Annotated in this window: 12 protein-coding genes; 1 reads left to right on the top strand and 11 read right to left on the bottom strand. The window is 51.0% G+C overall.

The genetic code is table 11. From position 1 onward, the window contains the following. Nucleotides 1–21 precede the first annotated feature (21 nt). From lpxK to I2D83_RS09665, 8 genes are all read right to left on the bottom strand, one after another. Nucleotides 22–1,023 carry a tetraacyldisaccharide 4'-kinase gene (gene lpxK, locus I2D83_RS09700; RefSeq protein WP_205948003.1) on the bottom strand — a complete coding sequence of 334 codons (1,002 nt, stop codon included), beginning with the start codon at nucleotides 1,021–1,023 and terminating at the stop codon, nucleotides 22–24. Further along, nucleotides 1,020–2,768, bottom strand: a complete 1,749-nt coding sequence (msbA, locus tag I2D83_RS09695; protein ID WP_181846926.1) for a lipid A ABC transporter ATP-binding protein/permease MsbA — start codon at nucleotides 2,766–2,768, stop codon at nucleotides 1,020–1,022. The genes lpxK and msbA overlap by 4 nt, the downstream gene beginning before the upstream one ends. A 37-nt stretch (nucleotides 2,769–2,805) precedes the next feature. Beyond that, nucleotides 2,806–5,079 (bottom strand): ComEC family protein, encoded by a 2,274-nt coding sequence (locus I2D83_RS09690; RefSeq protein WP_205948171.1) that lies wholly within the window; start codon nucleotides 5,077–5,079, stop codon nucleotides 2,806–2,808. A 316-nt stretch (nucleotides 5,080–5,395) separates the two neighbouring features. After that, on the bottom strand, nucleotides 5,396–5,713 hold the full coding sequence (tmaR, locus tag I2D83_RS09685) for a PTS system regulator TmaR (protein ID WP_005967626.1): 318 nt from the start codon (nucleotides 5,711–5,713) through the stop codon (nucleotides 5,396–5,398). A 133-nt stretch (nucleotides 5,714–5,846) separates the two neighbouring features. Beyond that, complete coding sequence (locus I2D83_RS09680) at nucleotides 5,847–6,605, bottom strand: iron ABC transporter ATP-binding protein (RefSeq protein WP_015840016.1); 759 nt, start codon at nucleotides 6,603–6,605, stop codon at nucleotides 5,847–5,849. Next, a complete protein-coding gene (locus I2D83_RS09675; RefSeq protein WP_181828406.1) occupies nucleotides 6,602–7,609 on the bottom strand; it encodes an iron chelate uptake ABC transporter family permease subunit in 1,008 nt (335 codons plus the stop codon). The genes I2D83_RS09680 and I2D83_RS09675 overlap by 4 nt, the downstream gene beginning before the upstream one ends. Next, the gene (locus I2D83_RS09670) at nucleotides 7,599–8,558 is read right to left on the bottom strand and encodes an ABC transporter permease (protein ID WP_015840014.1); all 960 of its coding nucleotides are present in this window, start codon (nucleotides 8,556–8,558) and stop codon (nucleotides 7,599–7,601) included. The genes I2D83_RS09675 and I2D83_RS09670 overlap by 11 nt, the downstream gene beginning before the upstream one ends. Before the next feature lie 21 nt (nucleotides 8,559–8,579). Beyond that, complete coding sequence (locus I2D83_RS09665) at nucleotides 8,580–9,530, bottom strand: siderophore ABC transporter substrate-binding protein (protein ID WP_015840013.1); 951 nt, start codon at nucleotides 9,528–9,530, stop codon at nucleotides 8,580–8,582. 266 nt (nucleotides 9,531–9,796) lie between these two features. Here I2D83_RS09665 and sbcB point away from each other — a divergent pair, with 266 nt between their 5' ends. Beyond that, nucleotides 9,797–11,224 carry an exodeoxyribonuclease I gene (gene sbcB / locus I2D83_RS09660; protein WP_181844276.1) on the top strand — a complete coding sequence of 476 codons (1,428 nt, stop codon included), beginning with the start codon at nucleotides 9,797–9,799 and terminating at the stop codon, nucleotides 11,222–11,224. Nucleotides 11,225–11,436: 212 nt separating this feature from the next. On the opposite strand, the gene I2D83_RS09655 is transcribed toward sbcB, so the two are convergent. From I2D83_RS09655 to I2D83_RS09650, 3 genes are all read right to left on the bottom strand, one after another. After that, nucleotides 11,437–12,807 carry an APC family permease gene (locus tag I2D83_RS09655; protein ID WP_015840010.1) on the bottom strand — a complete coding sequence of 457 codons (1,371 nt, stop codon included), beginning with the start codon at nucleotides 12,805–12,807 and terminating at the stop codon, nucleotides 11,437–11,439. After that, the gene (locus I2D83_RS22545; protein WP_015840009.1) at nucleotides 12,797–13,003 is read right to left on the bottom strand and encodes a hypothetical protein; all 207 of its coding nucleotides are present in this window, start codon (nucleotides 13,001–13,003) and stop codon (nucleotides 12,797–12,799) included. The genes I2D83_RS09655 and I2D83_RS22545 overlap by 11 nt, the downstream gene beginning before the upstream one ends. 432 nt (nucleotides 13,004–13,435) lie before the next feature. Beyond that, on the bottom strand, nucleotides 13,436–14,191 hold the full coding sequence (locus tag I2D83_RS09650) for a flagellar brake protein (protein WP_180776962.1): 756 nt from the start codon (nucleotides 14,189–14,191) through the stop codon (nucleotides 13,436–13,438). Between the last annotated feature and the right edge of the window lie 27 nt (nucleotides 14,192–14,218).

The following is a 14,218-nucleotide window of genomic DNA, read 5'->3' as shown; positions in this document are numbered from 1 at the left end:
AAACCGTGGTACAAGTTCGATTTATGTTCTGTTACTCGTATGCAGCTTAATCACGTTTTCCAGTTTATCGAGCAACTGCGTGGCTCGGGGCTCAGCGAGCATAGCGTCGACCGGCAGATACCACCAATTACGTTGGGCAAACGTCTTACATTTCACAGCATCTTTTTCCGTCATCAGCAGAGGCTGTGTCGCATCCTGAGTCAGCGATTCAAGCTGCTCTGGTTGGTACGATTGATGGTCAGCAAAGGCAACTTCACGTGCAATGCTGACGCCAGCCTCGCGCAACGTAGCAAAAAAACGCGGGGGATGTCCGATACCCGCCATCGCAACGACATCATGCAGTTGGCGCAGCGGGCGAGACTCACCAGAAAGTAAGTTAACTGCCATCCCAGCCGTTAATGTCATGCCTATCTCATTTGTTCGCGGCGTGCCGCCGTTAACAATAACAGCATCCACCGACGTTAGACGACTTTCTCTTTCCCGCATTGGACCCGCAGGCAACCACCATCCATTGCCAAAACGCCGCATTCCATCAATCACAACCAGCTCAATATCTCTTTCCAACGCATAGTGCTGTAATCCATCGTCCGTGATCACAACATCTAGCGTGTGCTGTGCCAATAACGCACTCACGGCGTCCCGACGACAGGGAGCTACCGCAACGGGTGCTCCGGTTCGCTGAAAAATCAGCACCGGCTCATCGCCTGCCTGCGCCGTTGTTACCGCGTAATCTAAAAGCAGAGGATAACGCTCCGCTTTTCCACCGTAGCCGCGTGACACCACGCCGACACGATAGCCTCTGCGCTGCAGGTGCTCGACAAGCCAAATGACGACAGGCGTTTTCCCATTGCCACCTGCCGTCAGATTCCCCACGACCACGACAGGAACGGGAGATCGCCAGCTTTTCCGCCACCCCAGTCGATAGCTTTGGCGGATCAGAAACGTGATAAATCCGTATAGCCACGACAACGGCAGCAACAGCCAATAGAGTCGCGATCGACCGGACCAGATACGTTCAATCATTCGCCAAACTGCATTCTATGCAACTGAGCGTAGGCACCGTTCTCCGCCAGGAGTGCAACATGGTTACCACGTTCGATGATTCTGCCGTCCTCAACCACCAGAATCTCATCCGCTTTTTCAATCGTGGAGAGACGGTGTGCAATCACCAAGGCCGTACGATCTTTTTGCAGTTCGTCTAAGGCAGCCTGGATCGCTCGTTCAGATTCCGTGTCCAGCGCCGACGTAGCTTCATCCAATATCAGGATCGGACTATCACGCAGTAGCGCGCGGGCAATTGCGATACGCTGCCGCTGTCCACCGGAAAGCATTACGCCATTTTCACCAATGATCGTATCCAAACCATGTTCCATCTTATTGATGAAATCCATCGCATAGGCCATTTTCGCCGCACGCTCAATTTCTTCACGGCTATAGTGCTCATTGCGTGCATAAGCGATATTGTTCGCTATCGTATCGTTGAACAGATGCACGTTTTGAGAAACCAGCGCCACCTGATTACGCAAAGACGACAGGCGATACTCGCGTAGATCGTGCCCATCAAGTAGAATTTCTCCTGATTGAATATCGTAAAAACGCGTGATCAAACTGGCAATCGTTGATTTACCCGAACCAGAGCGCCCAACCAACGCCACCGTTTTCCCTACAGGGATATGCAAGTTAATATTTTTTAATGCCAGATTTTCTCTTCCAGGGTAAGCAAAACTCACCTGGCGGAATTCGAGTTCACCTTGCGCGCGCTCGATTTCGCGTTTACCCGTGTCGCGCTCCTGTTCCATATCCAGAATCGCGAACAGCGTCTGGCACGCGGCCATCCCGCTCTGGAACTGTGCGTTCACATTGGTCAAAGATTTTAGCGGACGCATTAGGGCAATCATGGAAGAGAACACCACTGTGATGGTACCGGCAGTCAATGTCTCCATCACGCTAGGGAAGCTGGCGGCATACAGTACAAATGCCAGCGCAAGCGAAGCAATCAGCTGAATAACAGGATCGGAAATCGACGACGCGGATACCATTTTCATACCCTGTTGACGCATCCGGTTGCTGACCTGGTCAAAACGTTTAGTCTCAACGTCCTGGCCGCCAAACATCAGTACTTCTTTATGCCCTTTAAGCATTTGCTCCGTGCTGGTGGTTACATGCCCCATCGTATTCTGCATGTTTTTACTGATACTGCGAAATCGTTTGGACACCACGCGCATGGCGATCGATACAATCGGCGCAATCACAATCAGAATGATGGACAATTGCCAACTGTAGTAGAACATCAGAATGAACAGGCCGATAATCGATGCCCCTTCTCTGATGACTGTAATCAACGCACCAGATGACGAAGCCGCAACCTGTTCGGAATCATAGGTGATGCGCGAGAGTAGTGTTCCTGTTGACTGCTGATCGAAGAACGCGACAGGCATCCCCATAATATGGGAGAACAAGCGGCGGCGCATGTTCATCACCACTTTGCCTGAAACCCAAGCGACACAGTAGCTGGAAACAAATCCAGAGAGTCCTCTCACTAACATCAACCCGATGACGACCAGCGGCATCCAAATCAATACGGAGCGTTCGGCTTTGCCGAAGCCTTCATCCAATAACGGTTTAAGTAGAGAAAGCATTAGTGTATCGCCAGCAGCGTTAACAATGAGTGCGATTGCAGCAACTGCCAACCCTGCTTTAAAAGGAGAGATCATCGGCCATAGGCGTCGAAAGGTCTGCCAGGTGGAGAGATCTTTATCATTCAGCATGTAGTAAACCTGAAGCGGGAAGAAATAGCCGACCATTTTACTCATTATACCGCCCTACGCCAAACCACTGATGATACCAACGAGGCGATATGTGATCTCTGAACCGCAGAATATGCCATGAATCGCTGAAAAAACGAGCACTTAGCTGCCCAAATGACGCGGTATCAATCCATGAGTAACCATATTGTCGGTATCGCTCAACAATCTTTACTGAAGGCAGTCGCCACGGGTTATAACGTGCCGCAGAGGCGATAACGAACTCGGCATTAACCGAGCGGATGAAAGGGGGTGAGGATGACGTTTTACTGCCATGATGAGGGATTTGTAACAAATTCGCACGCAGTGCACTACGTTCTAACCTCACTAATGCCATTTCTGCATCTGATTCCAGATCGCCCGTCAATAAGACACTGTGTTTGCCATCATCAACGCGGATCACACAGGAATCGTTATTTTCCGCTCGTGCAACGGGTGCTAACGGCCACAGCACGGTAAACGTGAGATCCTGCCAGCGCCAACGCTCGCCACGTAGGCAAGAACGATGATTCATCGCATTGGTTGCGCTATAGATCGTTGCTTCAGGATAGGCTGCCTGTAGCGTCTCCAGTCCCCCGATGTGATCCATATGACTGTGGCTCAGGATAATGTTTTCCACGTCGACTCCCCGCCATCTCAGATAAGGCAGAATTTCCCGCGTCGCCATATCGCCTCCTTCCCAGCGATTTCCCGTATCGTACAGCACCGCCTTTCCACGCTGCTCAATCACGATAGCCAGCCCATGGCCGACATCTAGCATGTCCACACGCCAGGCAGGTTCATCGCTCTTTATGCGGAAAGCCAATAAAACCAGAATCAGCGCGCCGATACTCATCGGATGGATTCGCCACCAGCGAAAGCGCCATATTACGACGGCACCCCATCCCGCGACGCTCCCTAGCAGTAACGATGCATCAAGATAGATCCACCCTGTCTGTAGATACGTCAACGGTGCGAACACCACACGCAACGAAATATCTGCCAACCACCAAAGCATTTCACCTAGTGGTACAAATGCCATCGTGCTCAATGCCAGCAAAATGAGCGGTGTGGTGACGAAAGACACTAAAGGCACCGCCCATAGGTTGGCGGGCAGAGAGGTAATGCTAAAACCATGAAAGATATGAAGCTGCAGGGGCATCAATAGCAGGGTGATTCCCGTTTGCAGGTGGATCCAGCGTAGCCAGAACCATCGTTGCCGCGTCTGTAGTCGGTGGGGAAGCGGTGCCCACTGAAACCAGAAAATGAGCGATGCCACCGCAAGACAAGAGAGCCAAAAGCTGTCTGACAACACGCTCAATGGATCGCTCACCAGAATCAGCGCAACGCACCATAGCCAAACCTGCCAGGCTGAGCAGTTAACGCTCCAGACTTTTAGGCAAACCCACACGCTGAGCGCCAGCGCCGATCGCACCGCAGGAGGATTCCCCCCTGCCAGCCAGACATATCCCCAGGCAACCACGGCACTCGTGAGCAATGGGAAACGATAGCCAATCCACTGAACGGGAAAGCCATACTGCAACGCCCGCGCCATTCCCCATCCGACCAGCCCCGCAAGCACGATATGGAGGCCAGAGATCGCCATCAGGTGCATCGTACCCGTATTCTGAAGGAGCGCCTTGAGTTCCGGACTAACCGTCTTCATCTCGCCAAACGTCAGTGCCAATAAAATAGAACGCCATGGTAAGCCCTGAACCTGCTGTTCCGCCTGCGCGATCGTGCGCTGGCGGAAATCACAGCGACTATCTATCACTTTTGCCGTTAGCACACGACCCGATAACGGTTGTCGTTTGGCTATCGCCCAGCGTTGGCTATCAAAGCCGCCTTCATTTAGTCGACTATGAATAGGTCGAAAATTGGCGGTTATCGCCCAGCGTTGGCCACCGCACCAGTTTTCCATCGCCGATGATAGGGTCAGTTGAGCATATAGCGGTGGAAAGACCCGCTGCTGGTTTATCTCTTCCAACCGAACCGTGATCCCGCCATCACCGTGTTCGCTGAACCGTATGCTGCTTATTGTCGCGACAGCGTTAACCGAATCCTGCGTGAAACGATCAATTTGTAGCAGCAGAGTTTGAGCATTCAACGCTGCCCAACAAAAACTCACAGCAACAAGCGCGATAAACCGCATCCCAGCATAACGATATCCACCCAGAATCACACAGATGGATAGCCCCATTCCCCACCACAACAGCGTTTGCACCGGGATATGCGGCAAAAAAAGCAGCGGCAGAATACCCAGCACGCCAGCCCAAGCCAGACTATTTACCGACATCGTCCCTTGCCATGACAAATCCCTTCCCTCTTTCCCTGTTGATCGCTTGGGAATGTTGCAGTAACTCAAGTTCATGCAACAGGACGAAATACTCAGGTGGGGAAACGCTTCGCAAGAAAGCGGTTAAATTGCAAAAAATGGCACTCGACGTGCGAGCTGGATTCCAGTTTTTCAGGCGTCCGATACGACAATGATTGACTGAAAAGAGGTTAGGCCAAAAGAGGAGGGAATGAACTGATTGAGAATAAAAAAGAAAAAAGGACCGCGGAAGCGATCCTTTTACAGTAGCTATTTACCGTAAAAACGGCGCGTCAGGTTACTTAACTTCGCCCATCGCTTTCAGCTTTTTAGACAGTTCACGGCGTTCTTTCGACAGATCGGCGTTCTTGATGATGTAGTCATCAACGCGATCTTCATAATCACCGCGCATATTGGCGATGATATTTTGCACGTCCTCGATGGACATGCCCGGTTTCAGATATTCGCTCAGGTTGTCCAGCAACAGGACGCGCTTCTGGTTATCGCGAATTTTCTTTTCGTTGTCGACGATTTCACGCTGAAGTTTGTTTTTACGGCGAAACATGCGCACGAATTCCAGCACATCCTGGAAACACGGCTTAGTGTCCTTATCCATCTTTTACCCTTACCTTAAGTCATACATAAATTCTTTATGCATTCACCATACAGGTTATACCCAGCGTCTTTCAAGCAGTGCTTACGCGCTTTGCGCTAATGCCTCGCTGAGCGGATAATCTGTCATCAAACCATTATCGATAGTATACCGCGATGCGCTGATTATGAACCTCTTCGATGGCAACTTCGGTATCGAAAATATCTTCCAGGACGTCGGACACCATGATGTCCTCCGGTTTCCCCGTGTAGATAACCTGCCCTTTGCGCATCGCAATAATGTAGTCCGAATAGGCGGAAGCAAAGTTGATATCGTGGATAACCAGCACAATGGTTTTACCTAGCTCATCAGCCGCACGACGAATCTGTTTCATCATCGCCACCGCGTGTTTCATATCCAGATTATTCAGCGGTTCATCCAGCAGCACATATTCCGTGTCCTGACACAGCACCATGGCGACATAAGCCCGCTGCCGCTGACCGCCGGAGAGCTCATCTAAAAACCGATCTTTCAACTCAGTCAGATTGAGGAACGCCAATGCAGCGCTGATGCGTTCACGATCGTCAGCATTCAGCCGTCCTTTGGTATAGGGATAACGGCCAAAACCCACCAGCTCCGCTACCGTTAAACGGCTGGTAAACTGGTTTTCCTGCCGTAGCACGGACAAACACGTCGCCAGCTTATCGCTTGGCGTTGTCATCACATCCATGCCGTTCACTTTTACCTGTCCGCGATCCGCTTCCAGCAAGCGGCTGATGATGGACAACAATGTCGACTTCCCTGCCCCATTCGGGCCGATAATCGACGTCACACCGCCACGAGGCACCGTCGCCGAGACATTGTCTAATACCGTCACGTTATTATACGTTTTAGTTACATTGCCGATCTCAATCACACAGAAACCTTTTTCAGTAACAACACAATAAACAGCGAACCACCGATAAATTCGAGCACCACGGAAAGCGCTCCCGCCATGCCCAACAGATGTTCCAGAATTAACTGCCCTCCCACTAACGCGATGATGCCAAGCAAAAACGCCGTCGGCAGCACAATGCGATGTTGGCTGGAACCCGCAATCAGATAGGCTAAATTCGCCACCATAAATCCTAAAAAGGTTAACGGGCCCACTAACGCCGTCGACACAGCGACGAGCACTGACACTAGCAACAGCACCAGCGTTACATGGCGTTTGTAAGAGATACCTAGATTAATCGCTGTATTTTTCCCCAGTGCCAGTACGTCCAATTGGAAACGCAATCGCCATACGCACAGGGCAATAATCAAGATGATCGCAGCAGACAGCGCAATCAGTTCCGGCGCTGCACGCGTAAAGGTGGCAAACATTCTGCTTTGCAGCACAGCAAACTCACCGGGGGTCAGGAGCCGCTGCATCAGACTGGAAGCACTGCGAAACAAGGTGCCACAGATGATCCCGACCAGCAGAACCAGATGTAGATTACTGTGACTCCCGGTAAACAGACTACGATAGAGTAACAAGGAAAACAGCACCAACAGCAACGCTTCAAGGATGAATTTGCCGCTCACGCCAACCGCCGTAATACCTTGTACCCCAAAGAAGAACAGCACCGCTGTTTGCAGCAAGATAAACAGCGCCTCAAACCCCATGATAGAAGGCGTGAGAATGCGGTTATTCGTCACCGTCTGGAACAGGACGGTTGACACACTAGCAGCAAACGCGACCAGTACCATCGTGGATAAAATCTGGCCCCGATGTATCAGGATGTAGCGCAGGTTACCGCCCAGATTGATGGTCATGAACACCACGATGGCCGCTAATGCCACCGCACTCAGCCACCATAAACGCCGATAAGGTGATGAGCTGCACGCTACAGACGAAGTGGCAGTGGGGGTATCAACTTTGAACTCATTAACTGACATGACGTCTCTGACTCAACAACAGGAAAAGGAACACAACGGCACCAATCACGCCCAAAATCACACTCACGGGAATCTCGAACGGGTAACGCACCACGCGGCCAATGATATCGCACAACAGCACCAGCCCACCGCCGAGCAAACAGACCCAAGGGATGGTTTTTCGCACGTTATCCCCCATCATCATGCTAATAAGGTTCGGCACAATCAGCCCCAGAAACGGCAATGCCCCCACGACGACGACAACGACACCGCTAATCACCGCAATAATAGAGAGCCCCAGCAGCATCACTTTTCGGTAGTTCAGGCCGACATTGACAGAGAACTCTCGCCCCATTCCGGCAACGGTAAAACGATCCGCCGTCCAACAGGCCAACAATGTGAGAATCCCCACCAGCCAAAGCAGTTCATATCGTCCTTGTAAAATACCGGAAAAGTCCCCGGCTTCCCAACTGCCAAGCGATTGAAGCAAGTCATAATGCATTGCGCCGAACGTAGTCACCGCACCGATGACCGAGCCCAACATGATCCCGACCAACGGCACGACCAGAGCCGATTTGAGGACAATACGGCGCAACAGCATCATAAACAGTAACGTACCAACCATCGCAAACGCGCTGGCGACCACCATTTTCACCATCAGTGAAGCCGACGGGGCAATCACCATCACAACCAGGAGGCCAAACCCCGCAGACTGCGTTGTGCCAGCCAGTGACGGTTCGACAAAACGGTTTTGCGTCAGCAGTTGCATGATTAAGCCTGCAACGCTCATGGCGCTCCCCGCCAACAGCAGAGCCAACGTGCGCGGAACACGGCTAATAAAGAAAATGTCACGCATCATCGGGTCGGTCCATACCGCATTAAACGTGACTTGCCCTGCCCCGATAAACAGACTGGTGGTAATCATCCCCAGCATGAAGATGATACCAACCGAAAAATAAAACGTTTTCATTGCCGAAGTCACGATGCAGTCTTAGGGTTTGGCATCAAGTGCTTTATTGACATCATCGATTAGACGCAGATAGCTTTGCAGCCCGCCCGCGATATAAATCGAAGAGGAGTCCAGATAAATAACGCGGTTGTTCTGCCAGGCATTGGTTTTATTCACCAAAGGATTATCCAGCACCTGTTTTGCTGATTGGCCTTCCTTCTGGTTCCCAATTGCGCTGTCACGATCGAAGACGAATAACCAATCTGGGTTAGCGCTTAACAGCAGTTCAGAGGTCACGACGTTACCGTGGCGTCCGGAATCAGGAAATTCCGTTGCAGGCTTGAATCCCAGCTCGTCAAAAACAAAGCCGAAACGAGATTTAGGGCCATATGCCGACATTTTGCCGCCCGTGACCATCACCAATAATGCCGTACCTGCCTTATCGGCTTTTTCACGCGTTTGGGCGATGCGTTGTTTAAAATCATCCAGTTTGGCTTTAGCTTCGTCTTGCTTGCTAAAAATCTCCCCCAGTTGTTCAACTCGCTGCGTAAAACTGGTCATGAATTGGTGGTCATCGATATCCAATGCGATCGTCGGCGCGATAGCATTTAATTTGTCATAGGCATCACGAGCACGACCACCGCCAATGATTAAATCGGGAGCGGCACTGCTAATCGCTTCATAGTTAGGCTCAAACAGCGTGCCCGCATTCAGATATTTGCTGTCACGATATTGGGCAAGAACGTCAGGGAAAATTTTTGCGTCACCCTGCGGTACGCCCGCGACGTCAATGTTCAACGCGGTCATCGTATCCAGAATAGCGGTATCAAACACGATGACCTTTTTCGGATTCACAGGAACCTGCGTCACACCTTTTGTATGTTCGATCGCGACAGTTTTACTGGCCGCAGGTGTTGAATCAGACTGATCACAGCCCGCCACCACTAACGCGGAAGCCAGCAGCGTCATTTTTATCATCGAGGGAAACCGCATTCCTTTCTCCTTATTTCGGTATTAAGCAGTGCGAATAACTTCGCAAAGTATCGAATTTAATTATCATTCGCATTAAAACAAAAATTGTAACCGAATGGACACAGTCATGCCTAGCGATTATCTCCACCTGCCTATTGATGTAGGTCAGAGAAGTGATGCAAATCAGGAAAGCGCCGCAGAAAAGTCGATTAAATGATATCCTTGCCGTTTTCCAGACTGTTTTGCCTGATTTCAGGCTCAGCGCGCACACGTAGCTAACTGCATATATGGCCGAGAAAATACAACCCACTTTTTTCATTCACGATTACGAGACATTCGGTAAACACCCGGCGCGCGATCGCCCTGCGCAGTTTGCAGGGGTTCGTACCGATATGGATTTCAATATTATCGGTGAGCCGCTGGTCATTTATTGTCGTCCTTCCGATGATTACCTGCCGGAGCCGGAAGCGGTGATGATCACCGGCATTACTCCGCAGGTCGCGCTGGCAAAAGGTGTTAATGAGGCGGAGTTCGCCCGTCAGATCCACGACGCGTTCAGCGTGCCCGGCACCTGTATTATGGGCTACAACAACATTCGCTTTGATGATGAAGTCAGCCGGAATATTTTCTACCGTAACTTCTACGATCCTTACGCTTACAGCTGGCAAAACGGCAATTCGCGCTGGGATTTACTGGATGCGTTACGTGCCTGCTATGCGCTGCGGCCGGAAGGCATCGTCTGGCCCGATAATAATGACGGCCTGCCCAGTTTCCGCCTTGAACATCTGACGAAAGCCAACGGCATCTCGCACGAACAGGCGCATGATGCGATGTCCGACGTTTATGCCACTATCGCCATGGCGAAACTGTTCAAGCAGGCACAGCCCAAGCTGTTTGAGTATCTGTTCACGCTGCGTAACAAAAACAAAATTTCCGCACTGATTGATATCCCACAGATGAAACCGCTCGTGCACGTATCTGGCATGTTTGGCGCGGCAAGGAGCAACACAAGTTGGGTCGTGCCGCTCGCCTGGCATCCGGACAACCGTAATGCGGTCATCATGTGCGATCTGGCTGGCGATATGACGCCGCTGTTGGAACTGGACAGCGAGACATTGCGTGAACGGTTATATACCCGTCGGGATGCGCTGGAACCCGATCAGAGTGCGGTTCCGCTCAAGCTGGTGCACATCAATAAATGTCCGGTCTTGGCACCAGCCAATACCTTACGCCCCGAAGACGCAGAAAGGTTAGGCATCGATCGTCAACGCTGTCTGGATAATCTGGCGCTGCTGCGCAACAACACGAGCGTCAGAGAAAAAGTGGTCGAGCTGTTTGCTGAAGCGCCCGCATTTGTCGCATCTGATGATGTCGATTTACGGCTTTATGATGGCTTCTTCGGCGATGCTGACCGTATGGCGATGAAGATTATTCAGGAGACCGCTCCGCAGAACCTCCCTGCATTGGATCTCACGTTTGCCGATAATCGACTGGAACCGCTGCTTTTCCGCTATCGCGCCCGCAATTTCCCCGGCACGCTGGACGATCGTGAACAGCAGCGCTGGCTGCAGCATCGTCGCGCGGTATTTACGCCGGAACGTCTGCAGGATTATCTGTCAGAGCTCAGTAATCTGTATCAGCTTCATGAAGACGATAAAGAGAAGATGGCGCAGTTAAAAGCGTTGTACGCCTATGCGCAGGAACTGGTGGGATAACGTGTAAAAACGCAGGACGCGTTCTCAACACTGCGCAGTAGCAACCCGAATGTCGGCGGCAAGAATAATTGCCGCCATAAAAAAACGTGGGGAACGTTTTTCAACGTCGCTTGCGACGGCCCGTAAGGGTGGCAGCCAGGGATTACTCGCCATAAAAAAGCGGAGCACTCGGGCTCCGCTTTTCTCTTTCATTCATGCGCGTCGTCAGTTATTTACACTGGCTCTTCACTGCATTGCGGGACTGGCTGACGGAAGCTGCGCGTCACAAACGCCAGATATAGCAGCCCGATCGTTGCCCACACCAGACCCAGCGTCATCGAGCTGGCTTCCAGATTCACCCACAGCGCCCCTACCGTTAACGCGCCCAGTACAGGCAGTACGAGGAAGTTAATGGTGTCTTTCACGGTACGGTTACGGCGTTCACGAATATAGAACTGTGAAATAACCGACAGGTTCACGAACGTAAACGCCACCAGCGCACCGAAGTTAATCAACGCAGTTGCCGTCACCAGATCGAATGACACCGCAGACAGTGCGATCACGCCAACCAGCAGGACGTTCAGCGCTGGGGTACGCCATTTTGGATGGATATAACCGAAGAAGCGCTCAGGGAACACGCCATCACGTCCCATCACATACATTAGACGTGAAACACCGGCGTGTGCGGCCATACCGGACGCCAACACGGTGACGCAGGAGAACACCAGAATAATAGACTGGAAGAATTTACCCGCAACATACAGCATGATTTCCGGCTGAGACGCATCCGGCTCTTTAAAGCGGGAAATATCCGGGAAGTACAGTTGCAGAAAGTACGCCACGGCAACAAAGATCACACCACCGATGAGTGCTGTCAGGAAGATAGCTTTTGGAATCACCCGACCGGCATCCTGCGTTTCTTCCGACAGCGAGCTGATGCCGTCAAAGCCCAGGAACGAGAAGCAGAGAATCGTTGCCCCGGTAATCATCGGCACCACATGCGCATTCTCAGACCAGAACGGACGCGTGCTGGTCAGCGTACCTGCACCTTCACCCAGATAAACACCGTGGATGACCAGCCCCAGGAACACGGCCATGATAGCCACCTGAACTACCACGATAATGGAGTTCAGGTTAGCAACCAGATTGATGCCACGCAGATTAAACAACGTCATCAATCCAACCAGTACCGCGACAAAAATCCACGACGGCACGCCGGGGAAGATCGCTTCCAGATAGATTTTCGCCAACAGAATGTTGATCATCGGCATGAACAGATAGTCCAGCAGCGATGACCAGCCGACCATAAACCCAACGTGCGGGCTGATCGCTTTTTGCGCATAGGTATAAGCAGAACCCGCTGACGGGAAACGTTTTACCAATTTGCCATAGCTCAGCGCCGTGAACAGAATAGCCACCAGCGCAAACGCATAGGCGGTCGCCACATGGCCGTCGGTCAGGCCAGACACGATACCGAAGGTATCAAAAATGGTCATCGGCTGCATGTACGCCAGCCCCATCATAACAACGGGCCACAGCGTAAGCGTTCTTTTTAACTGAGCACGTTTTGCGCCAGCGTTAGGCAGAGATGTATCAAGCGACATGGCGTACACCTCCGTTCATTACGGCAGGGGCATACGCACCGGAAACAAATGAATGGATACAGGACTTGCCTGAATCACGATGAGAAGAGGTAGCTGAAACAGCACCAGAAATAACCTGCGACGACGTCGCGCCATAACCAATACCATTGCAGCCCAAACCGGCGGGTACCGGTGTGAAACTTACTGATTGCCCCATCTTTCCTTTCCTCACTGTGCTCACAGGCACACACAAAATTATCTATCCGGATCGTTGTCCGGCCTCTTTGGTTGAAGACCCTATACCCAGCAAACCGAGCCACAGAGAAGGTAAGAAACCACACCAATACCCCTGTAACCTGAAAGGTTGACGAGCATAAATGTAAAAAAATAACCGACGCTATTAGACGTCGGTTATTTGCAAGGCGCGTATTCTGCACCAGACGATCTCATCTGACAAGGCTCTGAGAACGTTGGAAACAATTTATTTATCCCCGTCATACATCAAGCGGCGTGTGTATTGATTTTTCGCATGCAAAACAATCATATTTTGCTCCGCAGCCTGAATCATTTCAGGATAAATACGTTAATACTTGTAATGAAAAACGTTGCTGTTATGTGTAAAGCCGAAACAAAAGGTCGCGCTTAAAAATTACAATTCCTGGAACCGCTTTTTCTTTTCGTTTTGTAATCTTTCCAGCTCAAAAATCACCTGCTGAAGATCCCGCTCCTGTGCCGCGTTCAGTGAAGGGAATTTGAAGCTCAAACGCTGCGTGAGTTTCACTTCGCCTTTGTTATCGACGACTTTCACCATTGCCTGACCGACGAACTGCAAATCGACGCAGAAGAAGCCGTGATCGGCAAGATCCATTTCCACGCTTTTAATGATGTCGCCTTCGGTCAACAGCCCGGTGGTGTCACGGTCGGTATACAGGCTCAACCCACCCAACGAGAGATCTTTAATAGTAAACAGGAAAACACTTTCATCCGGCAGTTCGCCACGGCACGTCAACGGCGGCCAGAGTGGCGTATTGATGCGGAAATAGGTTCTACGTTGGATAAGATAAAGCAGTTCAGGAATCTGCGCGCTGAAGGCTGGCAGCCCATCGTAAGTTACCGTTTTCGCAATTTCGGCATTAAATTCAACCTTTGCACCCGCAGGCTCTGCGACAAAAGAGAGCGATCCGGCATACAGCGCGCGATTATTTTCACGCTCAATACCGCCTAAATCGAAGACAAACAGGTTGTTGTCCGGTACAACGTCAAGAATTTTACTGATGAACTGACCGTGAGAATGATGAACCATCAGAGAAATATCATTCTTCTTTAATTCGCGCAGGGTTGCACAGATAGCCAGTTTGTTGCGCTTAACAAACTGCTCTTTCAAATTTTCATTCACCGCTTTCATCCCCACCATTATTTACATGGATTATGT

This window comes from Pectobacterium aroidearum, assembly GCF_015689195.1.
Taxonomy (GTDB): Bacteria; Pseudomonadota; Gammaproteobacteria; order Enterobacterales; family Enterobacteriaceae; genus Pectobacterium; species Pectobacterium aroidearum.
This window is presented reverse-complemented; position numbering and strand designations above follow the sequence as displayed.